Source organism: Aquimarina sp. EL_43 (assembly GCF_943422735.1).
Lineage (GTDB): Bacteria > Bacteroidota > Bacteroidia > Flavobacteriales > Flavobacteriaceae > Aquimarina > Aquimarina megaterium.
Window position 1 is genome coordinate 5,626,139 of record NZ_CALSBR010000001.1, and the last position, 26,257, is coordinate 5,652,395.

Annotated in this window: 21 protein-coding genes and 1 pseudogene; 14 read left to right on the top strand and 8 right to left on the bottom strand. The window is 32.4% G+C overall.

The genetic code is table 11. From position 1 onward, the window contains the following. Position 1 precedes the first annotated feature (1 nt). The 3 genes from NNL09_RS23965 to NNL09_RS23975 are packed head-to-tail and all read left to right on the top strand — an operon-like array spanning position 2 to position 4,293. On the top strand, positions 2–1,672 hold the full coding sequence (locus NNL09_RS23965) for a RagB/SusD family nutrient uptake outer membrane protein (RefSeq protein ID WP_196911474.1): 1,671 nt from the start codon (positions 2–4) through the stop codon (positions 1,670–1,672). A gap of 31 nt (positions 1,673–1,703) precedes the next feature. Then, complete coding sequence (locus NNL09_RS23970) at positions 1,704–2,816, top strand: SusF/SusE family outer membrane protein (RefSeq protein ID WP_196911473.1); 1,113 nt, start codon at positions 1,704–1,706, stop codon at positions 2,814–2,816. 28 nt (positions 2,817–2,844) lie between these two features. After that, a complete protein-coding gene (locus NNL09_RS23975) occupies positions 2,845–4,293 on the top strand; it encodes an alpha-amylase (protein WP_196911472.1) in 1,449 nt (482 codons plus the stop codon). 476 nt (positions 4,294–4,769) lie between these two features. Here NNL09_RS23975 and NNL09_RS23980 read toward each other — a convergent pair whose 3' ends face one another. The 5 genes from NNL09_RS23980 to NNL09_RS24000 all read right to left on the bottom strand — a co-directional run bounded on the left by NNL09_RS23980 (position 4,770) and on the right by NNL09_RS24000 (position 10,914). Then, positions 4,770–4,910, bottom strand: coding sequence for a hypothetical protein (locus NNL09_RS23980; protein WP_196911470.1), 141 nt, complete (start codon positions 4,908–4,910; stop codon positions 4,770–4,772). Between the two features lie 627 nt (positions 4,911–5,537). After that, a complete protein-coding gene (locus NNL09_RS23985) occupies positions 5,538–6,794 on the bottom strand; it encodes a hypothetical protein (protein ID WP_196911469.1) in 1,257 nt (418 codons plus the stop codon). A gap of 75 nt (positions 6,795–6,869) precedes the next feature. Further along, the gene (locus tag NNL09_RS23990) at positions 6,870–7,214 is read right to left on the bottom strand and encodes an erythromycin esterase family protein (protein WP_254514278.1); all 345 of its coding nucleotides are present in this window, start codon (positions 7,212–7,214) and stop codon (positions 6,870–6,872) included. Beyond that, entirely contained in the window at positions 7,192–8,598 is a 1,407-nt protein-coding gene (locus NNL09_RS23995) for an erythromycin esterase family protein (RefSeq protein ID WP_254514279.1), read from the bottom strand. The genes NNL09_RS23990 and NNL09_RS23995 overlap by 23 nt, the downstream gene beginning before the upstream one ends. A 603-nt stretch (positions 8,599–9,201) precedes the next feature. Further along, positions 9,202–10,914 carry an AraC family transcriptional regulator gene (locus NNL09_RS24000; RefSeq protein ID WP_196911467.1) on the bottom strand — a complete coding sequence of 571 codons (1,713 nt, stop codon included), beginning with the start codon at positions 10,912–10,914 and terminating at the stop codon, positions 9,202–9,204. Between the two features lie 246 nt (positions 10,915–11,160). Here NNL09_RS24000 and NNL09_RS24005 point away from each other — a divergent pair, with 246 nt between their 5' ends. The 7 genes from NNL09_RS24005 to NNL09_RS24035 all read left to right on the top strand — a co-directional run bounded on the left by NNL09_RS24005 (position 11,161) and on the right by NNL09_RS24035 (position 16,600). Continuing rightward, a complete protein-coding gene (locus tag NNL09_RS24005; RefSeq protein WP_196911466.1) occupies positions 11,161–11,415 on the top strand; it encodes a hypothetical protein in 255 nt (84 codons plus the stop codon). An 11-nt stretch (positions 11,416–11,426) separates the two neighbouring features. Then, on the top strand, positions 11,427–11,648 hold the full coding sequence (locus tag NNL09_RS24010; protein ID WP_196911465.1) for a hypothetical protein: 222 nt from the start codon (positions 11,427–11,429) through the stop codon (positions 11,646–11,648). Between the two features lie 495 nt (positions 11,649–12,143). Continuing rightward, positions 12,144–12,632, top strand: a complete 489-nt coding sequence (locus tag NNL09_RS24015; protein ID WP_196911464.1) for a hypothetical protein — start codon at positions 12,144–12,146, stop codon at positions 12,630–12,632. Between the two features lie 424 nt (positions 12,633–13,056). After that, a complete protein-coding gene (locus NNL09_RS24020; RefSeq protein ID WP_196911463.1) occupies positions 13,057–13,329 on the top strand; it encodes a hypothetical protein in 273 nt (90 codons plus the stop codon). Between the two features lie 212 nt (positions 13,330–13,541). Next, positions 13,542–14,564, top strand: a complete 1,023-nt coding sequence (locus NNL09_RS24025; protein WP_196911462.1) for a DUF6624 domain-containing protein — start codon at positions 13,542–13,544, stop codon at positions 14,562–14,564. Between the two features lie 255 nt (positions 14,565–14,819). Then, positions 14,820–15,308 (top strand): hypothetical protein, encoded by a 489-nt coding sequence (locus tag NNL09_RS24030; protein ID WP_196911461.1) that lies wholly within the window; start codon positions 14,820–14,822, stop codon positions 15,306–15,308. A gap of 368 nt (positions 15,309–15,676) precedes the next feature. Continuing rightward, on the top strand, positions 15,677–16,600 hold the full coding sequence (locus NNL09_RS24035; RefSeq protein WP_196911460.1) for a sterol desaturase family protein: 924 nt from the start codon (positions 15,677–15,679) through the stop codon (positions 16,598–16,600). 64 nt (positions 16,601–16,664) lie between these two features. On the opposite strand, the gene NNL09_RS24040 is transcribed toward NNL09_RS24035, so the two are convergent. Next, entirely contained in the window at positions 16,665–17,510 is an 846-nt protein-coding gene (locus NNL09_RS24040) for a DUF5694 domain-containing protein (protein ID WP_231389227.1), read from the bottom strand. A 767-nt stretch (positions 17,511–18,277) separates the two neighbouring features. Here NNL09_RS24040 and NNL09_RS24045 point away from each other — a divergent pair. Continuing rightward, a complete protein-coding gene (locus NNL09_RS24045; RefSeq protein WP_025664070.1) occupies positions 18,278–18,892 on the top strand; it encodes a Crp/Fnr family transcriptional regulator in 615 nt (204 codons plus the stop codon). 36 nt (positions 18,893–18,928) lie between these two features. Continuing rightward, positions 18,929–19,537 (top strand): Crp/Fnr family transcriptional regulator, encoded by a 609-nt coding sequence (locus NNL09_RS24050; RefSeq protein ID WP_196911459.1) that lies wholly within the window; start codon positions 18,929–18,931, stop codon positions 19,535–19,537. A gap of 72 nt (positions 19,538–19,609) precedes the next feature. Here NNL09_RS24050 and NNL09_RS24055 read toward each other — a convergent pair whose 3' ends face one another. Then, positions 19,610–20,761, bottom strand: coding sequence for an AraC family transcriptional regulator (locus NNL09_RS24055; RefSeq protein ID WP_196911458.1), 1,152 nt, complete (start codon positions 20,759–20,761; stop codon positions 19,610–19,612). A gap of 524 nt (positions 20,762–21,285) precedes the next feature. Here NNL09_RS24055 and NNL09_RS24060 point away from each other — a divergent pair. After that, on the top strand, positions 21,286–23,490 hold the full coding sequence (locus NNL09_RS24060; RefSeq protein ID WP_025664067.1) for a peptidase domain-containing ABC transporter: 2,205 nt from the start codon (positions 21,286–21,288) through the stop codon (positions 23,488–23,490). A 228-nt stretch (positions 23,491–23,718) separates the two neighbouring features. Next, positions 23,719–25,011: an HlyD family secretion protein gene (locus NNL09_RS24065; protein ID WP_025664066.1), complete on the top strand. Its 1,293-nt coding sequence runs from the start codon at positions 23,719–23,721 to the stop codon at positions 25,009–25,011. 670 nt (positions 25,012–25,681) lie between these two features. On the opposite strand, the pseudogene NNL09_RS24070 reads toward NNL09_RS24065, so the two are convergent. Beyond that, positions 25,682–26,123, bottom strand: a pseudogene (locus tag NNL09_RS24070) (DUF4494 domain-containing protein); the annotation flags it as partial. Positions 26,124–26,257 lie beyond the last annotated feature (134 nt).

The following is a 26,257-nucleotide window of genomic DNA, read 5'->3' on the forward strand; positions in this document are numbered from 1 at the left end:
AATGAAATTATATAAGATTTTTTTATACGCATTTCTATCCATAGGTATCTTCACCTCTTGCGAAGGGGATTTGGATATCGAATTAGAAGATGATGATGATTTACTAGCGAGTGATGTATTTAATACTCGAGAAGATTACCTTAAGGCTCTTGGCGGAGTATATGCAAACTTATCATTGGTTGGTCTTGATGTTGATGCTAACGGTGATCCTAATCAATCCAACCTTGCTGGTATCGATGCCGGAACCAGTCAATATATTCGAGGTTTGTTTAGTATGCAAGACGTATCTACCGATGAAGTGATATGGACCTATGAGAATGATCCTGGGATTCGTGAGATCCAGAGAAATACATGGGATGCCAATAATGTTATTGTCCTTGGTTTCTGGGCAAGAGCAACTTTTGAAATCTCTCTGGCAAATGAATTTTTGCGCCAAACTACAGATACCAAATTAGATGAGAGAGGTGTATCTGCAGCTCTTAGAAGTGAAGTTAAAACCTTTAGAGCAGAAGCTCGCGTATTAAGAGCATTAGCCTACTATCATCTTATGGATCTATATGGTCGTGCTCCTTTTGCAACAGAAAATGATCAGGTAGGATTTATAAGAGTACAGGAGATTAAAGGTCAGGCATTATTCGATTATATAGAAAAAGAACTTCTCGAAGTAAATGCAGATCTATTAGATGTAAATCCTAGTCAAAACTATGCTCGTGCTGATAAAGGAGTAGCAAAAATGATTTTGGCCAAGATCTATCTAAATGCCGAAGTGTATTTAGGAGCAGGTAATGGTCGTTATGCAGAATGCGTACAAACAACCCAGGAGATTATTAATAGCGGGTATTCACTAACACCTAATTATCTGTATAACTTTATTGCGGATAATGATGCTAATGGTGCTCAAAACGAAATCATATTTCCTATTGTAGGTGATGGTGCAAACGTAAGAAACTTTGGTGGTGCATCAATCATCATCCAGGGGCAACAAAATGCAGATGGTTTTAAACCTACTCCTGCTTCATTAGGAGTACAAGGGTTCACTACACTGTATAGAGCGAGAAAACAATTCTCTGAGTTATTTGTTACCGATCCGGTTTTTCAAAATGATGATAGAAACACTTTGGTGACTCAGGATATTAGTTCTGATCCGGCGAATACAGATCCTCCTGTAGACAGACCTATCGAGATAGGATCTGATTTTACAGATTTCTCAAAAGGATATCTGGTCTCTAAATATTCTAATATAAAGTCAACCGGTGAAGCCGGACAAAGTGTAAGATTTGTCGATACCGATTTTCCATTATTCAGGTTAGCCGATGCTTATTTAATGTACGCAGAGGCTCATCTTAGAAGTGGTGGTGGTGATCGAGCTACTGCACTGGGATATGTAAATGCGCTTAGAGAAAGAGCATTTGGAGATATGTCTGGAAATATTACAGATTCTGAACTCACTCTGGATTTTATCCTTGACGAAAGAGCCCGAGAATTATATTGGGAAGCTCACAGAAGGCAAGATTTAATCCGATTTGGTAAGTATACCGGTGGGACCTATAACTGGAGATATAAAGGAGGAACACCTAATGGGTCTTCAATCTCAGATAATTTTAAACTATTTCCGGTTCCGGCATCCAGTAGAGCTGCTAATCCTAATCTAGGACAGAATACTGGATTCTAAAACAACGATTACAAATTTAATTTACTCAGTCATGAAAAAAATATCAATACTACTATTTGCATGTATCGCTGCACTTTGCTTCAATGCGTGTGTAGAAGATGAAGAACCAACGTTTGTTATTCAAAACGAACAAACAGAAGGGCCTTTAATTGTAACTGCTAATTCTACAGTTAGTCTTGTTAAAGATTTAGAAGATCAACGTGCTTTTACCTTAGTTTGGGAAGATGCAGGATATAATATTAATACTCCTATTACCTATACTATAGAAGCTGGTCTTGGAGGTACAAATTTTGAAACAACCTTAGATCCTGCGGTTATTGCGACTACCACTGATCGTTTTTATAACTGGACAATTGGCGAACTTAACAACCTTGCTATTGGCTTAGGTATAGAACCTGATAAAGAAGGAGCGATAGATCTACGAGTAATCTCTTCTATCGGGACAAATGGTGGAAGTTCTATAACATCTAATGTAACCTCTTTAACGGTTACTCCTTATGCCACTGTACTTCCTCAAAAAGATCTTTTCTTAGTAGGTAGTGCAACTGCAGCAGGATGGGATAATAACAATAACAACCCTGCATTAGTAAGAGATCCTAGTAACCAAAATGTATTTAAATTCACTGGTAAATTTTTAGGTGGTGGTGATATCGCATTCAAATTCTTAGAGGTATTAGGACAATGGCAACCACAATGGGGATTAAGCGGTGGTAGTTTAGCAAGTAGCGCTACCCTTGGTTCTGACCCAGATACATTCTCTGTTGCTGCAGAAGGTTATTATACACTCGATGTAAACATTCAGGATTTAACGTATACCGTTAATGCATTTGATGCTAGTGGTGCGACCGATTATACCGCTCAGGGTATTGGTATTATTGGTGATTCTACTCCGGGAGGATGGGATAATGATACCGATCTTACGCAATCTGCTTTTGATCCGCATTTATGGTATATCAATGGTATCGTATTAACCAATGGTGAAGCTAAATTTAGAGCAAATAACGCCTGGGATGTAAACTGGGGTGGAGATACTGCAATAACAGGATATGCTACTGATGGTGGTCCTAATATTCCTGTAGCTGCGGGAACATACAACGTATGGTTCAATGATTTAGACGGAAGCTATGTTTTCATCATTCAATAATAAATCAGTATTCACTTAAAAAATTGAAATGAAAAACATTAAAAACATATCAACCAAAACCATCCTCCTTTTAGGAGGGTTGGTTTTTGGATTGACCGGTTGTTCTGATGATGACGATACTGCAAACGATGCAGCACCCATAATCACAAGTCAATCTCTAAAAATGGATTTGACAGCGCGTAAAAAAGAAAATGCAGGCGTATTCATGCAAGCTTTTTATTGGGATACCGAGCCTGCAGGAGAATGGTATAATGAAGTAAGCACCAGGATTGAAGACTATAAAGCGTCGGGAATTAATAGAATATGGCTTCCTGCGCCAGGAAAAGGTGCCTCGGGAGGTTTATCTATGGGATATGACCCTTCTGATTATTTTGATGTTGGTGAGTTTGACCAGCACGGTACCGTAGAGACCCGTTTCGGATCCAGACAAGAATTAGAAGATCTTATCCAAAAAGCACATGCTAATGATATAGAGGTGATTGCCGATATCGTCATGGGGCATAATTCTGGAGGAGGAAAACAAGCCAATCCTTTTCGCGGGGGTACCGAAGTATATTCTTTGTTTAATGAATCAAACGGAAATGCCTCTGGTAAATTTAACCGTTCTAATGAGCATTTTCACCCTAATGATATTCATGATCATGATGATCAGGCTTTGTTTTTTGCCGAAACAGATCTTTGCCATGATCAACAATATGTACAGGATTGGTTATGGGGTAGAGATGATTCTGTTGCAGAATTTTATAAAAAAACCCTTGGTTTTGATGGATGGCGTTTTGACTACGTAAAGAGTTTTGATCCTAAATGGGTTAAAGCTTGGAATGCTAAAATTGGTGGTTTCTCTGTAGGAGAAAATTTTGATGGAAACCAACAGGTACTAAAAGACTGGGTAGATGCATCTGGATCAACAGCTTTTGATTTTGCATGTTTCTACAGATTAGATGAAACTCTCGACAGAGCCAATGATCTTACTGCATTAGGTGAAGCCGATAATATGCTTAGAAAACTAGATCCAGCTAATGCTGTTACTTTTGTCGCTAATCATGATACCGAAAAAGATGATAATCCCGAGAATAGAATAAGCTATAATAACAAGCTACTCGCCTACTCTTACATTCTTACTCATGATGGATATCCTACTATTTTTTATCTTGATTATGAAGCTTTTAAAGGGCAACTTAAAACCCTTATCCAAATCTATACTACATTAGCGGTTGGTGATGTCGAAATACTTGAAGCCAATAAGGATGAGTATATCATGAAAAGAAGCGGTAGCGGTGATAACCCGGGACTAATTCTATATATGAATATTGGCCAGCAAACAAAACAACGTGTTGTAAAAACCAACTGGGCAAACAAAACCCTGGTTGACTATACCGATAATTCTAGAGCGACTCCTACTACAGACGCAGAGGGTAATGCCACACTACAGGCACCTGCAGGAGGATATGCTATATGGTCTGTGACCAAAGAATAATAATACATCATTCTTTATAATTAGCCCATACCCATCAAAAGAGTGCTTTTTAGCACTCTTTTTTTATGTGTTTTTTTATCATCCCAACCTTTTATCACTCCAGCCCTGTCATACCGTTGAAGAACGGGATCCATAGTAAAATTAAAAAAGCAAATTAGTTCTCGATACACCACACCAAAAGCGTGGCACTCGAACTGACGGGCGTTTACTCTGTCATTCCTGTCTTTTATCATCCCGCTGAAAAACAGGACTGGGATCCATAGTAAAGTCGTTACTTTAAAATAGATCCCAGTCTTTACTCTACTTTATCTCATGTTAACGTGAGTTCGGCTTTAGAAAATTTACGTCAGTCAGAGTGATTTTCGATAGAAAATTGTATCGAAGACAAGTGAATTTTCAAGAAAAGCCTTATATCAAATTTATGTTAAGTAAGGTTAAATGACACATCAATCTATAGTATGCATTCATAACCAAAACTAGGCTTTACCCAATAATGGGTGATGTGTACCGTATCGTATTTCTCGTGTTTTTGCATTAATATACTGCATCCAATCTACTGGATTATCAGTTTTCCTCTTAGGAACATATGCGCTTTTTAATAGTAATTTCTTTTTCATAACAATGTGTTTTTATTCAATTTTTGTTGTCGTTATGAATATATATAACCAATCATGATGCCAAAAATGATTTTTTCCTATGTATTGTAGTGTTTATAGGGCTTAATCGGCAGGTGTTAGACTGCTATGGTATAAGGGTGATATGATTCTTATGGTAATTTTTTGTGTAATGACTTGGGGTCAAAAAAGCTATTCTCGATAGTTCTACAGAGCTTGTCGAAGTGCAATTTTTCTTCGTTTCACTATGAAAAACCACTACTATTGACATATTTCATAATGATTTGTTTTTCATGAACTTATAAACTCTTAAATTTCATCTAATTTCCTTTGATTTGGCTTTCTGTTCATTTTCTTTGCTTGCCCAAAGAAAACGAACCAAAAGAAAAGGCACTTTTTTCAAGGTATTTTTCAATCTTATTGAAAACCAGATTTATTGTGCTAAAATCTTTCCAAGGCTTCAAGATTTTTTAACCCAAAACAAATCTTATACTGGTGAAAAAAGATTTCAAAGCCCTGCTTTGAAACGTCAGTTTAAACACTGGATAAAATTTTTATTGGATGTCTCGAATTGACGTTTTTTTTATATTATTAGTTTTAAAATGTACAGCGAGTTCTATACATGATTTTTTATCGATTATAAGGATATTCATTAATCCAATTAAAACCCCTTCCCGTAAGTAAAAAATCTTTTTTGTCTAATCTTTTCGTTTTACAATCAATCGTATCCTTCATAAAAATACCTTTGATATGCATTGTCGAATCTGTTCTACTATAGTTTAAAGTATACACTTTTGTAGAATCTTTACGATGTGTTAACTCTATTTTTTTGCGGATCGTGTCGATTTTTGATTTATAATTTTTACCAGACATATCTGTTCTATATAACCGTATAGATTTTAACCATTCAATAGATACAAACCTCCATCGTATGGTATCTGTAAGAATAGGTGGTACCTCTCTAGAGTTGACTTTAAAATCGGTAACCTCATATAAGCCATACAAAGGTGGTTTAGGAGCGCTAGGCCCATATTTTTTACTGGATTCTATAGCATCTCCAATGGTAGAATAAAGGAAAAAAACTACAGCGATCCACTTTACAGCATTTTTTATTTGTAGTCGTCTTTTTATGGTAAATGGCTCTTTATATTGTATAGGTATTGTTGCCGTATTAAGAAGAATAACATTAAGTAATCGTTTTAAGTGAGGCGCCATGATAAGAAGTACCATAATCAGTAATTCTGATGAATACAATTTTACAGGAACATCATAACAAAAATTGATCAACACAATATTTGTCAATACCGGTATTAATATCATTCCACCAAGTATCACCGTTTTTCTGTGAAAAAGCAATAACCCACCGATCATTTCAGCTAAACCACTAATTATAGTGTATCCTTTTGATGCTCCCATAAACGTCCAGACTAATCCCATAGGAGAAGATTCCCCATAGGGTAGTAAAAGTCTATAAAATGAAGGCTCTCGAAATTGTAAGGGAATTACTTTTACAATACCATAAGAAAGCATTACATATCCAACATAATATCGTAGAAATACCAAAAACCAATAATTAAGTTGCTCATAATCCCTTTCTTTTTTATCAAAAAATGACCATATAACGGTACCTATGGCAGCTACCACTATAAAAAATAATACTAATACATAATCATAGGTAGTATCTCCACTACCATTGGTAAACACAGTGATCTCATAATCTAATTGTAAGATATTCTTGCCGATCCAGGGAATGATGATGTGATATAAATCAACAATAGGGTCTTGTACAACATCTAACTTAGGAATAATATTAATAGGAAACGGAAAGGTTAACAATCCAAAAAAGAGAAGTAAAAATCTAAGTAAAATTTTATTGTTGGTAATCATAGTTTTTATTTTTAGATAATTGCCTATATAACAAAAGAAATAAAAATCGATTCTTACGTATTGACACTCCCTAAATTAATGAGCATTATTTTTAACTCTCTTTTCTATTTCCTTTTCACCAGCCGGGGTAAGTATAGAATGGGACGTTTCTTTGATAAAGATCATGCCATCAAAATTTTTACCTGGTGATATATCAAAAGCCGGTAGTATACCATAATCAAGGCTCCAACTGGCTCCTCCTCGATATGTTTTTCTTTCTTGATTCAAAAAAGTAGTAACTGTTTTAGATCGCGATGATTTAACAAAATCAATAAAGAAAATATCCTTATCGGCTTGAGCAAAATACCAGTCTAAGCTTCCTTCTTTGGCAGGAGGAAGAGTAAAAACTGCATTTTTATCATATTTTTTTTTCTTTAGCATTGTAATTCATTGCTCTAAAACTTCCCTGATTCGTAGAAAAACCAATGGCATAATATTTTTCTGCTATATATTCTTTTAAAATACTACCTAGAGGTCGAGCTTTGCCGCTTACTTTTGTTTTTATATTTTTTGAGATATGAGTATTATGAGCCCAAAGTACCATTTTGGCCCCTGGCTTTTCATTTTGTAATATTTCTAAAACTGTTTGTGCCATATATTCATCGCGAATATTAATATCAAAAGTTTTTCTATATTTTCTATCTCCAACCTCAACACCTTGTATGATCTTTCTTAAATCTGAAATAATCTGCTCATATATTTGTTTTGATGTTTGATCAACTAGTTTAGCTTTGTTTAAGATAAGGTATGATAACAAGGTATATAATTTTTGTCTTTGTAAAGACATATCGTTTCTGTTGGGGTTGTTTTTTAATTTTTTAAATAATGCATCTACATCTATTATTAGCAATCCATTAGTATTTGTTTTTTTAACGAAATCACTTATTCTTTCATATGCTAAGTCAAGCCCAACCATTTGAGTATCTACTCCAATAAATTTTACCTTTTTATTTTCTGAAACTGATTGGTTATAGTTTTTCATCCATTCGATCATCTCTAGTACTTCCTCTGTATTCCATATCCAAAAACCTTGAGCGGTCAATGCATCTCTAATTATGCCTTTCCCTTTCAAAACATAATCATTGATTGGTTTACATCCTACATGGCTTGCCTCTATTGCAAAAATGGTAAATCCCATTTCTTTAACCAAAAACTCCAACATACGATGTTTCATCTGGAAGATTTCCTTAGTACCATGACTGGTTTCTCCCAAACCAACAATTTGAACATCTTTAAAAATAGATTTTATACTGGAAAGATCGGTAAGCCCAGTTTCTGCTTTTACATCATTTACTAGTATCGATTGATCTTTAATCCAAGAAATTACACTATCTTTTCGTGCTTTTCTTCTGTTTTGTAATTGAAAATGTTCTTTTTCAGAAAATATTCTATATTTTGAAACAATATAACTACCATCAATGTTATCAATATACTTTTGTCTGGTAGAACCTGTAAATCTTTTAGGAACAAGCGTACTAACTTCAAAATGGTACATACCACTTTTTTCTATAGATAGCTCAACTACTTCCAATCCATTTTTTCCATTTGGAGCGTCAAATCGTTGTAATGTATCGTTATCAGGTGATAAAGCTATGATTTGCAGATCTACATTTTTTTGCAACAGATGTAATTGTAATAATTCACCTTTATTCAACTTTACCTGATATAAATGTTTTTTATTCCCTTTTATAAAGATTTCTTGACCTATTCTAAATTGAAATGATATTTCTTGTGCAATAAATACTAAAGGGAAGAGTAGAAACAAAAAAATATTTTTTGTTGTTGAATAGATCATATTTTTTATAGTTATCATAATTGTGAATTAAAAATCTTGCTTTTATGCAAAAAAACAAACGTTGACTTAAAAAATCATTGAAGCCATATAGATAAATATATTCAAATTTTATATAATTCATAAAACACAACTCTAGTTAATATTTATATGAAAATAGAAGTACATCTTTTCTCTTTTTAGATGAAATTTTAGCCTAAATTTGGAAGAACATCGAAATTTTTAAAGTTTCCAAATAACTAGCAAGTTATCTGGAAACTAAGTTTTTCGAGAAATACTGAAATTTCTTCTGATTCTTTATAACTACTAATACTAAGAAAGCTTCTTTAACAATTTTGATCTACTGAAGGTTCTCCTTCACAATTACCGGTTTCCCCTCCCTTAACTTGTAGACCTTGTAATCTTGTTAATTTACATAAACTAATTTTATTTAATTCTAATTTTTTTTTGTTCGATTTTTTCATAAGTGTAATCAAGGTTTAGTAAAATTTATTTGATCATAAAAGTAGAAAATTAAATTAGCTCAATTCAGGTTTTTCAATATATAGTATTCAAAATTTATAAATCTTAAATAATTCATTCACCATTTAAATCTTTGATAATTAGATTCTTAATATAATAAGAAGGCTGTACTTTTATTTTTTTCAAAAATGCTGAGGAAAATGATTGTATATTATTAAAACCTATTTCTTTTGCAATAGATTGTAATGAATAATGTCTGAACTTTTTATCACTTTTTAGCTTTTCAATGCAAAAATCGATACGCAAATCATTAAGATAATTCGCAAAATTCTTATGTTTATGAGTATTAATAATTTTGGATAAGTAGGTAGAATTGGTCTTAAATTTTTTAGCAACTTTAGCTAATGAAATATTATTCTTTAAAAATTCTTGATTCTCTTCAAATTTTCTAAGCTTTATTAATATTTCTTGAATCACCTCATTAGATAATTCAATGTCTTTTTTTCGTTTTCTATTATGGTCTTTTAATTGAACTTCTTGGATTTTTTCTTCGTATTTTATTTTCTTTTTTTCAGAATTTCTAAGGTAGAAAAAAGATAATAATATAATAACCATAACACTAAATAAAACGATATATGAATATGTTTTCATAGAGTTTCTTTTCATCTCTTGTATCAGGTTATCTTTTTCTTTTATCAAATTGGAAGTGTTATAATTATTTGCTAAACTAATACTGAGTCTACTATGTCTTTTATAAGTAATACTATCCAGTTTGATTAATTTTTCTAACAATCTAAGTTGGTTTTTTTTATCATTATTATTTCCATAATAATCGATCATCCATTTAATACCATCTCTGGTTTCAGGTAAATAGTTGCTAATGGAAATAGTTGAATCTAATTTTTTAAAATAGATCAACGCTTCATTTTGTCTATTTAACTTTAATAAACTTTTCGCTAAATAATTATACGTAATTGTTTTATCTTGTAAAACTGAAAGAGCTTTTTTTAGGCTATCTACGGCTAAATCATATTTTTTCCTTTTGTAGCTATTAATACCCTGGCTTCTTAATAAACTTGGGTAATAACGCCTATCATCTCTAGCTAAAGACATTTTAATTCCTTTGATTATATAATAGCTAGCGGAATCTAGCTTATTTAAATTATTATACAATTTAGATATATGTGCTACAGTTGATAAGTAATGAGAGCTAAATTTAACAAGTGTATCTTGTGTCTTAATGAAATTAAGGTTTTCTTTGCACTCTTTTAGTGCTTCTTCTTTATTCCCAAGTAGACTTTTAAGTAGAGCTATATTATGTCTTAAGGCAACAATATTTTGAGAATCATTTTTTAATCTGGCATAACGAAGTCCTTCCAGAAATGGATCTAACGCTTTTTCATATTGGTTTTGATAAAGAAAGGCAAGTCCTCTAAATAAATAACCCCTTGTAGGATATCTAAAATATGCTTTATGTTGGGTAAGTAGTATTATAGAGTCTGCATATTTTAAAACAATTTTTGTATTGTTACTATTTAGTCTAAGCTTACAAAACATACGATATCCATTAGCGATCATTGAAGTATCGTTTTCTTTTTTTCCTTTACTTATATAAGCACTAGCATATTTAGCAGCAAGTATCGTATCTTTTTTATTTATACTAAATAATTTTTCTAGTTCTTCATAAGGTTTTTCCTGCAATGAGTCAAGATTATAAAGCTGCAAGGTCTTTTCAGTACAATTAAAGCTAGTTCGATTAGAGGTTCTTTTGCTTGTTAAAGAAACCAAGCTCAAAAAAATAATCGGCACAAGAAAGAAAGTTCTCATTTACAAAATGATATCAGATTATGTAAATCCAGATTAATAAACAATCATTTAAAACCAAATAGATACTAAGTTGCTAAAAGAGGAGCTAATAATTAAAATTATAATACCTTAATTTATAGATTTTAAAATAAAAATATATACTACAAAATTTATAAATATAACATTCAAAATTTATAAATCCTTAAATACTCCTCTTGCACTAACGTAATTCTCCCCGTTATATTTGATCCAACAAAAACAACCCACATGGATTCTTCAGCATATAACAGTAAATACCGGTTTATGTCCGATATCTTAAAAACGTTACACCTTACTATGGATATTTTTATATATAACCTGGCAAATCATAGCCCATATGAGATGCTACTCTATCGATGGATTAATAAACTATATACCAAAGGGATATCTAGCGAAGAAGCCATACAACTCATCTATAAAGCACGTAATATACTATTGCTTAACCCCAAAAATAGTTGGTGTAGCCCCCCAATTTTATCATAAACCACCTACTTATGTTTATGCATTATGATCAACTATGTAGCACACAAAAAGCTTTGGTACATCGCAAATTGATAGCAAGAACAAAAGCTCCCCAGGAGATCGTATATAAAGTACTCACACATATTAACCCTGTATTAAAAATAATAGACCAGGATGTGCTTATGATGTATTATATGATGAGTAAGATAGAACAGAGAATACAGAAAGAATTACGAATGATGAATGCTGAATGAAGAATATTGAATAACGAACACTGAATATCGAAGTGGATTGAAATATAAAAGTAAGAAGTCAGGAGTCCGAGGTTAGTTACAATCAAAACTTAGATTCTTTGAAACTTTGGAACTAAATGGAAAGTAAAAAATACTGAATACTGAATAACGAATATCGAATTATGAAGTATTGAAATGTGAAAGGAGTCAGAGGTTAGCCCTTCGACAGGCCTGTCCTGAGTTTACCGAAGGGCTCAGGGTAACGGAATGTAGAAGTCGAGTGTCGGATGATGGGTACTGGCAGACAGATCTTGGAAACTAAGAAATAAAAAAGAAAAAGGTAGGAGTAATTTATATAGCTAAGCATAGTTGAGTTTGTGTAAACACCCCATTTTTAATTGCTCCTACTTCTTTTTTAAAATAGAAAACAAACAACAAATAACCATCAACTAACAACAAACAAGCTATCAACACAATTTATCTCAATACTAATATCTAAATACTAAAAATAAAACAATGAGAAACATCATTCAAGATTTATTAACACAAGAAGAAAGAGATCAGGCGGGGCAACTAGTAGCACAATTAGAAGCCATGTTTACTAATAAACTAGCAGCCCTAACCGAAAAAGAACGAGGGAGCTACAAGGCCATTAATGAAACTAATAAACTATTTGTAAATAAGGTTTGGGATTATCGCCAAAACAGTAGTACGCTTAGTTCTCCCGATGTAGACTGGGAAGAGTTTGAAAAAGATTATAAAGCTCGCGTATTTGCAGAAAACCTATTAGGTCGTTTAGAAAGCCTGGCCTATAGATTAGAAAGCACCAAGATCCTACATGATTATGATAATTACCAGGATGCGCTTAATGATTATGCGTATTCGCAATATAGCAAAGGAGCAGGGAAACCCGGTTTTACCGAAAAAGTAGCAGAACTGAAGCAGTTTTTTAATCGTACCAGAAGTATCCCAAAGTCAGATAATACAGAAGTGCGATCATTATGACCATGTCATCCCAGCGTAGGCTGGGATCCATAATTATAGTAGATTCCAACCTACGCTGGAATGACATATAGAACATTAGTTCTCAAAGACCTTCTGATGGATCAAAAAGACGCTTCGTTAGGCTCGAACGTCTCAAATTTAGAGATTAGGGTTCCAAAATTGGGTGTCGTACCTCTAATTTTAGAGAACAGAGACTCAAATTTAGACTATAGGGTCTCAAAATTGGCCCTCGACAGTCTAAATTTTTATCAAAAAGATCCAACAGAAGGTCAAAAAGACCAAACCATTGATGAGCAGCATACAAATTTTAAGTAGAAGGCGTCAAATTTTAACCCGGGAGGTCGAAAATCCTACAGTAACCACCAAATTTTGACCTCGAGGGATTAAACGATTGCAAAAAAACAAAATAAAGGGAAAACACATTATGAACATCATTATCAAACAGATTGAGCTTATAGAGCGAGTTGATCAACTTATTCGCCTGCAAGCCACAGGATCACCAGATGATCTTGCATATCGATTAGGAATCTCTAAAACGAAATTGTACCGCATTATCAATACCATGAAATCCCTGGGTGCCCCTATAGAATATGATATTGCCATACAAAGTTTTGTCTATGCAGAAGCGGTAGGGTTTACATTCGGGTTTTACCCAAGACAACAAAAACATAAAAAGCTACATCCTTTTACAGGGTAGTTTTAGAAATCAATTAAAGAAAAAATATGTCAAGATATTGAAGACATGTAGAAACGAAAAAAAAAATATAAAATCTTTCTCAGTTCCGAAAAATGAAACTGGCTTCTCATAATATTGCAAGTAGAATATCATATTTTAATAACCTAATACAATTCCAACTTATGAAAGGCGAAATCATATGACCATCGCTAAAATTAAAACCTAAATAAAAAATGAAAAAAATAATATTCCTACTAGCTCTAGCTATGGTATTTTCTTGTAAACAGCAAAAAAAGGAAATCAAAACTAAAGAAGTTAGTGCCAAAGAGCTTACTGTTGAAGAGAAAGCCCAATACACGGTTTTAAAAAATGAAGCCTGGAAACTCTACCAATCCAAGAATTATCTACAATCCGCTAAGAAATACTCAGAAGCTTTTGAGATAAGTGAATATAATGGAAATACAACAGATATGTATAATGCTGCTTGCTCCTGGGCCCTGGCCAAAGAAGTAGATTCTGCATTTGTACACCTTTCACGAATTGCCGAGAGAGGAGAATACTCCAACTACAATCACATTACAACAGATAGTGACCTCTCTATCTTACATTCGGATAAACGATGGGAACATGTCCTTGCACTGGTTAAAGCAAATAAAGAAAAAGCTGAAATTAATTTTGACAAACCACTAGTTGCACTACTCGATACCATACGTCAGGATGATCAAGGGCCAAGAAGACAAATAAATGAAATCATAGAAAAATACGGCAGGGATTCTGATGAGCTAAAACAACATTGGAAAAAAATAGCCGCTAAAGATTCGATTAACCTGATAAAAGTTGAAAAAATACTGAAGGAACGAGGTTGGCCGAGTAAAGATATCATTGGCAATAGAGGAAATACAACCTTGTTTATGGTGATACAACATTCTGACTTAGAAGTACAAGAAAAATACCTACCTATGATACGAGAAGCTGTAAAGAAAGAAAATATACGGCCAAGTAGTTTAGCATTGCTAGAAGACAGAATCGCTATACGTAAAGGGAATAAACAAATTTATGGGAGTCAAATCGGGCGAGATACAGAAACAGGTACATATTATATTTACCCGCTACAAGACCCGGATCATGTAAATAAAAGGAGAGCAGAGGTTGGACTTGGGCCGCTACAGGATTATGTTTCTAGATGGGATATCACCTGGGATCCAGAAAAATATAAACAACAATTACCAGATTTAGAAAAAAAACTAAAAAAGTAATTAAATAACCCATTGTGCATTTGAGATTTTTTAATTCGGAATTCGTCAATTCGAGTGTTTTGTCGTAATGGAATGAAGACAAATTGCACTTCGACAAGCTCAACAGGACTATCGAAAATAGCTTTTTTAAGCTAAAAATTTGTCATCCTGAGTGTATCGAAGAGCTCTACACTTCTCCAGCCTGTGCTGAGTTATGTCGAAGTATCAAATCACTTAAATACGAAAAGCTAAATCATAAAAAAAGAGAAACAGCTCATGGTTTCAATAGATATAGAATATAATAAAGTAGCATTAAAGATGATTCTGATTTCGTTATTGTTTTTCGTATCAATACATTGCCAGGGTCAGAAAGCTAAAAAAAGTGAAATTATTAAATCATTTTTTGAAGATATTTTCATACATAATAAATCTTCTGAGAAATTATTTGTAGAATATGCGGATAAAAAAGGTTCTGGAGCTAGTGCTTCAAAAGATACAATCTCTGACATGTTTAATAAATGTGTTTTGCAATTAAAAGCAGATAGAAAGCATTTACTTAATAAAAACGTTAGCTTTTATGTAGAAAATTATAATACAAGTTCTCAACCTAACTTAAGGTATTTTGACAACAAGATGGGAAAACTAATATATGTAGTTAGTGTAAATAATAAGATTGAATGTTATGTTTTAATGAGGAAATCTAAAATTTTGGCATTTCATTATATCACAAAAGGTACAGAAGGACCAACCTATTTTTTATACTAATTTAGATACTTTAAAACCCGTCTATCCAGACGGGTTTTTATATGGTATAAAAAATTTAGAAAATTTATCTCCTAAACATCCTAAAAAAACAAGGGAAAACACCTATTGTTATTAGTAGGGGTTTATGTTACTTTTAGAGTACTACAATTACATCCCAGAAGATAGTGATGCAATAGTATACCCATAAGAAAAAAGAAATCAGCACTATCACAGATACATTGATTGAATAAGAGTCTAATTCAACATTCTTATACCTCTCAATCAATATTTTGCCATATAAAACAGCACATAGATACCTCGATGTGACTCCTTAAAAAAGGAAGTTGTACCCCCTATTTATATTTTAATTGTTATCAAAAATTAATACTATGAAAAAGTTAAGTATACAAACGTTCTTTGATTATCTCTCTGATGTTGAATTTTACATAAAAATCACACTTGCTTGTGTGTTATTTCAATGGATATTTGTTCACCTATTCGAAGGGTTTCAACTTACGTTAGTTTCTAAGATTCTTATATATTGGGGAGTAAATTTATCATCATATTACATCATTGCTTTTTTGATAGAAAAGGTAATTAAGAAAAACCACAAGCTCACTAAAAAGCTAAATACCAGGGTAACCAAGGTAAAAAGTCAGCCTTATAAGCATCCGTCTGCCAAACTTTTTTTTCTATCTCTTTTTCAAAACCTTATGATTTCTAGTGGGGTGATCATCATACTTAGAGAGGTACATCGAGAGGTTAATTTTGTCGAAAACTGCGGTTGGTTTCTCCTTAGTATTGTGGTTACCGATTTTGCCTTTTTTGCCCACCACTACTGGTTCTTACATAATAAGAAATTTCCAAAATTGTTTAAAATCCACGGTAAACATCACCGTTATCGAGATACTTCTGGCTTTGTAACTGCTTATAAAGATTTTGCAGACCAAGTGATCAATTTTGTTTTTGCAGATATGGTGGTTCTTATTCTATTTGGTTTTGATTTTTACCAATTACTCGCCTGGACAGTAGTTATCAATCTATTTAACATAGAAGGACATAGCGCCGTATCCCTATTTTTTATAGGCTCTGATTTTCATGATAGGCATCATACCAATTATAGAGGTAATTATGGTATACAGGGGCTTTGGGATAAGATTTTTGGTACGTTTATAAGTAAAACAAGAAAGACTGGGATTTTCTTTCCTTCTAATACACTTGGCAAATACTTTTTGGAAAAGAATAAAAAGCATATCAACAGTATAAAAAAACCAAAGCAAAAAGCTTATATAGGCGATATGTATAAGGGTTGACACTATTCTTTAAACGCAATAGCCCGGATTATAAATCCGGACTATCAGATATTGGTAAACATTTTTATAAACTATCAAATTCTACAAAATCATATTCTGGTGAGCTTTCTAGTAGATGCCTTAAAACCGCCGCATGACCATTTCCTATTAAAACAAGGATTCTATCCTCATTATTTTCTGTGATTTTTTGTAATTTTCTAAAGATTCTTACATTTCTATTATACCACCAGAACGATAAAATATCAGCGCCTCTTTCGTTATCTAGCTTAAAATCTCCAACAAGATATGCTCCGTATCCATATAAATGAGATTCTCTTGAGTTTAGGTGCTTGAAATAGTCTAATAAATTAGTTTTTGGGATGATCTCATCTTCTCCTTTATACCAGTTAAGAGTCATTTTTCGGTACGGATCATCATTTTGAAAGTCAAAATCTTTATACAGTTTTTTAGTATAAATAGAATCTAACTTCTCTATGTCGTCGCTCATAGAATTTGCATCAATAGCATATAGCGTATCTAATTTTAGTTCGTTTGCAATACGCATTCCTATTTGAAACCGTTCATCCCTTTGGTCTCTATATTCTCCACCTTTGTATTTTTTTAGTTTTCTTGTGGCATTCCATTTTGGTGTAGCCTCTATTGCTATTTTATTGGGTTTAAACTTCTTAATATAATTTACAAGTTCATTAACCTCAGATTTTTTGGGTTCTTTTAATACATCTATTTGATTTTCGGGAGTCACTTTAACCACATCTAATCCTGGGTAATTAAAGTGAAAAGTACCGACCATTAGAACTTTTGCCTTTTCTTTTGGATAATATTCTGATGCCTTTTTAATTATTCTGGTTTCATTTTCTGAAGAACAGGAAAGTATACTAATTACAAGAAATAATATCGTAAGATGTTTCATCTGCTTATTTTTTTTATATAGAGTAAGAACAAATTACTTTTGAAAATGTTACACTATTTGGTATAAAGGTTTGTCAACAGTGTTGTATCGAGTAGGTAAGAGATGTTGTATTTGATAGTGTGAGTTTACAATCTCTGTCATACAGCAAAAGGTTGAAACAATTACGGATAAGTTGACAGTTTTTTACGCTAAGGAATATGTATAATTAGGTAAATATTGCTATAATTTAAAACTCAAAAGTTATTTCTTGATGAGTAATTTAACTCTTATTAAAACACCTATTTCTATTTATTTATAAGGAGCAAATTTCCTATCAACAAAAATACTTCATAAAAAACTGTCCAGATACCTGTTATTTTGTTCTGATTTCGGAAATCAGAACTTTTTTAAGCTAAAAATTTACAAAAAAAATGAATTTCCGAAATATATTTGTTTTAACATAACAAACCAACTCAACTTAACTTAACATGAAAAAGAAAACTAACTTCCTCATTCCCTTGCTTTTTTTATATTGATTTTTTATTAATCTATTTCTCTATATGTTTTATAAGTATTCATCATGAATACTCTATAACAAATTCTATGTTATATATTTCATTTAGTGAAATTTGAAAACTCCTATTACTTCTTATCAATATGCAGTGAAATACTCGATAGATATATCCTATCTATCGAGTATTCGAAAAGTTATTTTTATTTGCCCAAACTCTTAAAATTAGCAAAAGTTTTCCCCTATGTGATTTTCACATGCTAAATTTTTAAAACCTATGCAATTCATTAAACAATTACAACTAGAAAAAGACATTACCAACCAAATAGCTAAACATTCTACCATAAAAACTTATTCGAACGGAGAGCAAATTATATTTCAAAATATTCACAAGGATCAAATTTCATTTATAGACTCTGGTTTGATTAAAGTCTATATTGAAGAAGAGAACAGTTCATTATTCTTATATCATCTCGAATCAAAAAGAAATAACATCCTTTCTCTTATGAATATTTTTAGCAATGCTCCTTCTCAGGTTTCTATGATGGCATTACAAGAAACCACTCTTTATTGGGTTCCTAATTCGATAATCCGAGAACTCTTAAGAAAATCTCCAAAACTTAAATCAGCCATTTTTAAATCCGATTGCTACCTGCATCAAAACCTGATAAATACTATCAAAAAAATGACTTTACACTCTAAAGAAGATCGGATTTATGACTATCTAAAAATAAAATTAGAACACCATAAAGTCAAAAAAATTAAGGTCACTCATATGCAACTAGCTAAAGATCTTAATTTTTCTAGAGAAACCATATCCCGAGGTTTAAGAAATCTAGAAAAAAATGATAGAATAAAACGAGCATCGGGATGGATAAGTATATCTCTTTAATAATATATCTCTGATTCTAAGTTAAATTTTAGAAAAATGAATGTAATAGATAAAACATATTTTAAAGAAGAACTCATTAACTTACTGCAAAAGGAAGGTTCTACAAAAAAATTTCGTTCTGGTAAAGAAATTACTCCAACTGATGATATACATGATCAAGTTATATTTTTAATCCAGGGAAGTATTAAAGTTTTTATCAAAAATGATGACAAAAAAATATTCCTCTATCTTCTCGAAGATAATCAAACACATTTTTTCTATTCTCCTAATAAGGACATTCTAATGCAATTTCAGGGAGAAATAGTAAAAGATTGCATTTTGACCTGTATCCCTAGTGAAATATTAGTAAAATGGGTAGAAAAAAAGCCCCAACTCAGGGATTTTATGATAGCATATCAACAAGAAAAATACATATTTCTTTTAAACACTATCAAAATGCTAATAGAACAACCTCTGAAAATGAGATTACTTGAGTATATCACACTAAAATCAATTCAATATAACAACAAAAATATCCATATTAACAAAAATGAAATCGCTATAGACCTGAACACCTCACGTAAATCAATCTACAGGGCTATAAAAGAATTAGAAAGAGATAAAAAAATTATTCAGAAACCTCGATCTATTGTTCTTTTAATTTAAATCTTGAACAGCTTCAAGAAAGCACTATATCATCTAACAGATATAGTTAGCTTAAGAAAAAACAGTCTCACCTTATTTCTTAATGTTCTTAAGAGACTTTTTATATTTTAGAGGAGTCGTACCTGTATATTTTTTAAAAAAACCATAAAAAGCACTTTTGCTTTGAAACCCAACCTCTATTGCAATCCCTTCTATAGATAAGTTTTTTAAAGAATCCGATTCTAAAACCTCAATTACCTTCTTAACTCTATGTGTATTAATATATGTATTAAAATTCTGATTGTATTTTGAATTTATAATTTTAGATAGTTGTTTAGGATGAATCCCTAATCTTTCTGCAGCATCAATTATAGTGAGATCAGTTTTTGTATATCCTTTTTCTTGAATCATGAATGCTTCTAATTCTTTAAGGAGCATATTGATTGATCGTAAATCTTCTTCTAGTTCTGGTTCTACAGTTGTAGGCTTTTTTTGTTTTGTAGTTAAAACCTTAGATTTATCGGTTAGCAACCATATTATATTTTGTTGAAAAAAACCATGAATTGAGACCCAATATAATAAACCTATATTTATAATGGTCATAACAAATTGATAGTAATGATTCTGTATAATCAAAGGAAATAATAGCTTTAACGCAATACCAAGTGTAACATAGCACAACCCCAGAACAATATATGTTTTTGCCCATTGCAATTTCTTATATTCTATAGCTGTATATTGATTATAAAGCTCGGCAACATGCTTTTTTAGTAATCGTATTGTAGCAAAACCAATTATTAACCCATATAACGTCCCCAATACATTTAAGATATTACAAATCACTTTTAAAATATTAATATCATGTCCAATGTATATGTATACAACGTTAAAAACGAAAATGAATAATACTGGTATTAATATTTTATAATTAATTTTACTCTTAGCTAAAATCGATATCTGTTTTACATACAAATAGAACAAAGGAAACAATAGCAAAGCTAAAACCGAAAGTAAAGCAACCAAACTACTCAAATCCCAACCTTTATCTTTTAATCCTATGTTACATATAGGCACTAGTAGCTCCAAACTATAAATCAGAATAAAAATACTTAGAAGAAATATTGATTTATTTATTTTTATATAATTTCTAATTAATAAAATAACTCCGAATATAATCCCATGAATCAATCCTATCAAATTCAATAAAACACTCAGTAAAACCAGAAGGCTATTATTCTCTTTCATATCAAATTAAGATAAGTTTTATACAAATTTCAGAATACATTTTCAGTGCTTATCTATTAAAAAAACCTCTTCTTTTTAACTAAAAAACTAAGGAATTATGAAGTTTCTGATAAAATATTAACAAAGATATAGACTCTTATTAACAAAAAATGTGATTTATGGGACAACGATCACATTTTTATTAAAAAAACCAACCACATTATTACAAAAAGAATATGAAAACCCAGTAAGTATCTGAAATTTATGAGTGATTTCTGGGTAACAAAAAGGCAATACAAGACACTTGTTTATAAAGAAATGTGATAGATCAGCGTGAAGGATAGTAGCGGCATCCTTTTTTGTATTTGTTCTCTTTTTTTTGGTTTAGGAAAATGCATAAAGAATAATAAAAAAGATATAGCGAATAGCCTGACCCTTGTAGGGTCACGCCCCAAAACATGGTATTAGTATTATAGAAAAGAATTACTTTACTTTGTAGATAGATATATTATCACACAAAAATCAATTTAATTTAAAAAAGCTTAATGCCTAAATTTCCATTTTACAAACAAGCAGAGTCGAAAGATTGTGGACCTACTTGTATTAAGATTATCGCAAAACATTATGGAAGAGTTCTCAATACTCAAAAACTTAGATCATTAAGTGAAACCACCAGAGAAGGAAGTTCTCTCTTGGGACTTAGTGATGCGGTAGAGGAAATAGGCTTTAGATCCCTGGGCGTAAAACTATCGCTAAACAAATTAGACGAGGTACCTCTCCCCTGTATTGTACACTGGAACAAAGTACACTATGTGGTCGTCTATAAAATCAAAACCTCGCGAAAAGGTGATATGACCATTTATGTCTCTGATCCTGCTCATGGATTGATAACCTATACAAAAGACGAATTTATAAAAGCATGGATCGGTAATAACGCCGATGAAAATACAGAAGAAGGTGTTGCCTTACTGGTAGAACCTACTCCTAATTTTTATAGTGATAATCTAGATGAAGAGGATCAAAAATTTGGATTTAAGTTTATATCTAAATACATATTTAAGTACAAAGCTTTTCTTTTTCAGCTGGCATTAGGTCTGGGGGCAGGAAGTTTATTACAACTTATTACTCCGTTTTTAACACAGAGTATAGTCGATGTCGGGATTAAAAATCAAGATCTTAATTTTGTATATCTCGTACTGATTGCAATGCTTTCTCTGTTTATTGGGAGAACATTAATCGATGTACTTAGAAGCTGGATTTTACTTCATCTAAGTACACGTATTAATATATCGCTGATATCAGATTTCTTTATTAAACTCATGAACCTGCCTATCTCCTATTTTGATGTAAAAATGACAGGAGATCTTTTACAAAGAATTAATGATCATAAACGAATCGAGCAGATACTAACCATGTCTTCTTTAAACGTGCTATTCTCGATGGTAAATCTTATCGTGTTTAGTATCGTCCTGATCTATTATAGTGTTCCTATTTTCGGTATTTTTGCAATAGGAAGCACGTTCTATTTTGCCTGGATACTTGTTTTCTTCAAAAAACGTAAAAAACTGGATTACAAACGCTTTTCGCAAATAAGTGAAGAACAAAGTAAAGTTATCGAACTGGTCAATGGTATGCAGGAAATAAAACTGCATAACGCTGAAAAAAGAAAACGATGGAACTGGGAGTTTGTACAAGCAAAACTGTTTAGAATATCTATCGAGAATCTGGCACTGGAGCAATACCAAAGTGTAGGATCTTCTTTTATCAATGAGCTAAAAAATATCCTGATTACAGTTTTCTCTGCAAAACTGGTTATAGATGGTGACATCACATTGGGTATGATGCTGGCAATTACTGCCATTGTAGGGCAATTAAATGCTCCTATTTCGCAATTAATTAATTTCTTAAGAGAGTTGCAGGACGCACAAATTTCTTTAGAACGTCTGGGAGAGATTCATAATAAAGAAGATGAAGAACACCCTGGTGATGAAAAGATTAGAGAAATCTCGGCAAATTCTGGGTTTGAAATCAAAAATCTAAGTTTTAGATATGTAGGAGCCGATAAACCGGTATTAGAAGACCTCAGCCTTTCTATTCCTGCTAATAAAATCACGGCTGTAGTTGGAGTTAGTGGTAGTGGAAAAACCACACTTATGAAACTCCTTCTTAAGTTCTATGAGCCAGATGAAGGGCAGATTTATATTGGTTCTCATGATTTACATAATGTATCCCAAAAAGCCTGGAGAGATCAATTTGGGGTGGTTATGCAAGAAGGATATATTTTTAATGATACTATTGCTAATAATATTGCAGTAGGAGAAGATTATGTAGATAAGAAAAAATTGGCGCATGCCGTAGATGTTGCCAATATCAAAGAGTTTATAGAATCGCTCCCGCTTTCTTACAATACCAAAATAGGAATGGAAGGCGTAGGACTAAGTACCGGGCAAAAACAAAGGCTGTTTATAGCCCGATCGGTATATAAAAACCCTAAATATTTGTTCTTTGATGAAGCTACTTCTGCTCTTGATGCCAATAATGAAAAGGTGATCATGGAAAAACTGGATACCTTCTTTAAAGACAAAACTGTAATGGTAATTGCACATCGATTAAGTACTGTAAAAAATGCTCATCAGATTGTTGTTTTAGACAAGGGTAAAATTGTAGAAGTAGGAAATCATGAATCCTTAATCAAAGAGAAAGGAAATTATTATCACCTGGTTAAAAATCAACTCGAATTAGGGAAATAATACTTGAATTAGGAATTAGATGAAACGAATATGAAAAATCCTTAGATTAGAATATCAAAACTGTATCGTACATGACAAAATTGAATGTTATAGAAATGAGTTGGTTTGTCATTCCGGCGTAGGCCGGAATCCACTTGATTTAGTACGGTGCAAAAAATAGATCCCAGTCTAAACTATGATGACAAATAACATTAAATTAAAAAAAATCGCAATACATAGCTAAACATTATGCCAGACACTTTAGACGACATACAATTACGTAGTGAAGAAGTACAGGAAATTCTAACCCGGGTTCCGCATTGGATGATACGATGGGGGAATCTATTGATTTTGGTATTAGTACTACTGTTATTATTTCTTTCCTGGTTGGTTAAGTATCCCGATGTAATACCCGCAGAAGCGATTATCACGACTCGAATACCACCACAAAAAGAATATGCCAAAACCAGTGGTAAAATAGAATCTCTATTCGTTAAGGACAATCAAATCGTACCCAAAAACACTCCTCTGGCGATATTAGAAAGCAGTGCCAATTATAAAGATGTGTTTTTGCTTAAATCTATTGTAGATACCATTAAAGTAAATACGAAATCATTTACATTTCCTATCGATGAGTTACCGGTCTTGTTCCTGGGAGATATCGAAACCAGCTTTGCTTTATTCGAAAACAGTTATTCTGAGTATATTCTGAATAAAGAATTACAACCTTTTTCTAATGAAGCCATAGCAAATCAAACCTCCTTATCAGAACTCTACAGGCGCTTAGAAAGTCTAAAGGCCCAAAAAAGGCTAGGTAAAGCAGAACTGGAGTTTAAACGAAAAGAGCTTCAGCGTCAAAAAAACCTATTCGAAAAAGGAGTAATCTCTGCACAAGAGTACGAAAGCAAAGAACTCGATTATCTGAGAACTAAACGTAATTATGAAAATAACGACGTACAGCTATCTCAAATTAACGAGAGTATTAGTAATGCTACCAAAACATCAAAAGGCACAGAAATCAACAAAAGAAAAGAAGAAATTAATCTGTTTAAAAAGGTATTACAATCCTTTGGGCAACTAAAGAAAAGCATTAAAGACTGGGAGTTACAATACGTGCTTAAATCTGATATCGAAGGTCGTGTTTCTTTCCTTAATTTTTGGACAGAAAACCAAACCGTAGCCTTGGGAGATCTTGTTTTTATCATTATCCCTTCGGAATACTCTTCTTACCTAGCAAAAATCAAAGCTCCTTCTCAGAATTCGGGAAAAATAAAGGTCGGACAAACAGCAAATATTAGATTAGAAAACTTTCCTGATAATGAATTCGGAACGCTGAAAGGTAAAGTTAAGCACATATCCCTGTTACCAGATAAAGATGGGCTATATCTTATTGATGTTGAATTGCCCGAAAAACTAATTACTACCTATGATAAAGAAATTCCTTTTAAACAGGAAATGAGGGGTGTAGTAGAAATTGTAACTGAAGACCTTAGACTTATCGAACGTTTCTTCTATCAGTTTAGAACATTAATGGATAAGTAAACGTGAGTTCGACCTAAGAAAATTTACGTCAGTCAGAGTGATTTTCGGTAGAAAATTGTACTTCGACCAAGCTCAGCAGAACTATCGAAGACAAGTAAATTTTCAAGCAAAAGTCTTGCCATCCTGAGCTTCGTCGAAGGGTCGATACAATTTTTCTTCGTTTCACTATGAAAAATCACTCAATTTGACGGCTTTTTAAATATGCTCTTGCAAATACGTTAAGTAAATTGTTTTAGTACATGACAAAAAACCTATATTTTGTTATGAACAACTAAATATCAACAAATTACACATATATTCGTTGTTTTTGTCATTCCAGCCCTTCGGCCTAGCTCAGGATAAACTAAAGGCTGGAATCCATTTTGATATAATCCTATTAATGAGTGGATTCTGTTCTTCAACGGAATAACAAATCAACTCATCTCTATGTCGCGTAAATTTTTGTTATGTACCTAGGTAAACTATAGATCTTCTACCTCTTCTGATATTTCTTCCTGAGTAGAACTAACTTCTTCTAATGCTTCATTTTGAGTAGAATCGATCTCTTCTGAAACTTCTTCCTGAGAAGGATTACCTTCTTCTAATATCTCTTCCTCAACAACATCAACTTCTTCTGATACTTCCTCTTGAGAAGAACTTGCTACCACTACCGGTTGAGCTTTATCAAATTGCTCTTCTTCGCCTGAGAAATAAGGAAAAACATCCATAATCGGAGATTCTGAAATTGCAGGTACTGTATAATCACTAACAGAGTCCTTCATCACACTAATGGTATTATCATAGGCTTCTTTTACATCATTAGCCTGTACCAACAGGTACATACTCGACTTTCTTTCCTTACCGCTTTCTTCATCATAAGAAACCAGGGCTACTTTTGACTTAAACCATCGATCAGAATTCTCAAAAGGATGTATCTCTGCAAAATTTGCAATCTTAATATTGGTGATTTTAAATTCTTCACTAATATATGCTGACATTTCTTCGTTAATTCTGGTTTCAGCTTCTGTATAGGATAAAGCATCTACCAGATAAGGTTCTGTCGTAACTTTCTGTACTCCAGATTCATCTATTTTTCTATACTTTACTTTACATTCATACCAAGTTGTGCTCATATCTTTTTTTTAGGATGGCAAATATATATTTTTAAAAAAACGCTAACCACGAATGCGCATAATAGATATTCACAATTTGAAAATTCTATGATTTCTTGATATGTACATTCTGTTATCTAAGCCCGAAAACAATA

What these genes read in the sequence shown, in the direction of transcription:
- NNL09_RS23970 (WP_196911473.1), top strand. Translation starts at nt 1,704, where the DNA reads ATGAAAAAAATATCAATACTACTATTTGCATGTATCGCTGCACTTTGC.
- NNL09_RS24040 (WP_231389227.1), bottom strand. Translation starts at nt 17,510, where the DNA reads ATGAAACATCTTACGATATTATTTCTTGTAATTAGTATACTTTCCTGT.
- NNL09_RS23975 (WP_196911472.1), top strand. Translation starts at nt 2,845, where the DNA reads ATGAAAAACATTAAAAACATATCAACCAAAACCATCCTCCTTTTAGGA.
- NNL09_RS24035 (WP_196911460.1), top strand. Translation starts at nt 15,677, where the DNA reads ATGAAAAAGTTAAGTATACAAACGTTCTTTGATTATCTCTCTGATGTT.
- NNL09_RS24010 (WP_196911465.1), top strand. Translation starts at nt 11,427, where the DNA reads ATGTTTATGCATTATGATCAACTATGTAGCACACAAAAAGCTTTGGTA.
- NNL09_RS24060 (WP_025664067.1), top strand. Translation starts at nt 21,286, where the DNA reads ATGCCTAAATTTCCATTTTACAAACAAGCAGAGTCGAAAGATTGTGGA.
- NNL09_RS24000 (WP_196911467.1), bottom strand. Translation starts at nt 10,914, where the DNA reads ATGAGAACTTTCTTTCTTGTGCCGATTATTTTTTTGAGCTTGGTTTCT.
- NNL09_RS24030 (WP_196911461.1), top strand. Translation starts at nt 14,820, where the DNA reads ATGGTTTCAATAGATATAGAATATAATAAAGTAGCATTAAAGATGATT.
- NNL09_RS24045 (WP_025664070.1), top strand. Translation starts at nt 18,278, where the DNA reads ATGCAATTCATTAAACAATTACAACTAGAAAAAGACATTACCAACCAA.
- NNL09_RS24015 (WP_196911464.1), top strand. Translation starts at nt 12,144, where the DNA reads ATGAGAAACATCATTCAAGATTTATTAACACAAGAAGAAAGAGATCAG.
- NNL09_RS23985 (WP_196911469.1), bottom strand. Translation starts at nt 6,794, where the DNA reads ATGATTACCAACAATAAAATTTTACTTAGATTTTTACTTCTCTTTTTT.
- NNL09_RS24050 (WP_196911459.1), top strand. Translation starts at nt 18,929, where the DNA reads ATGAATGTAATAGATAAAACATATTTTAAAGAAGAACTCATTAACTTA.
- NNL09_RS24005 (WP_196911466.1), top strand. Translation starts at nt 11,161, where the DNA reads ATGGATTCTTCAGCATATAACAGTAAATACCGGTTTATGTCCGATATC.
- NNL09_RS24020 (WP_196911463.1), top strand. Translation starts at nt 13,057, where the DNA reads ATGAACATCATTATCAAACAGATTGAGCTTATAGAGCGAGTTGATCAA.
- NNL09_RS24065 (WP_025664066.1), top strand. Translation starts at nt 23,719, where the DNA reads ATGCCAGACACTTTAGACGACATACAATTACGTAGTGAAGAAGTACAG.
- NNL09_RS23980 (WP_196911470.1), bottom strand. Translation starts at nt 4,910, where the DNA reads ATGAAAAAGAAATTACTATTAAAAAGCGCATATGTTCCTAAGAGGAAA.
- NNL09_RS24025 (WP_196911462.1), top strand. Translation starts at nt 13,542, where the DNA reads ATGAAAAAAATAATATTCCTACTAGCTCTAGCTATGGTATTTTCTTGT.
- NNL09_RS24055 (WP_196911458.1), bottom strand. Translation starts at nt 20,761, where the DNA reads ATGAAAGAGAATAATAGCCTTCTGGTTTTACTGAGTGTTTTATTGAAT.
- NNL09_RS23965 (WP_196911474.1), top strand. Translation starts at nt 2, where the DNA reads ATGAAATTATATAAGATTTTTTTATACGCATTTCTATCCATAGGTATC.
- NNL09_RS23990 (WP_254514278.1), bottom strand. Translation starts at nt 7,214, where the DNA reads ATGCTAAAGAAAAAAAAATATGATAAAAATGCAGTTTTTACTCTTCCT.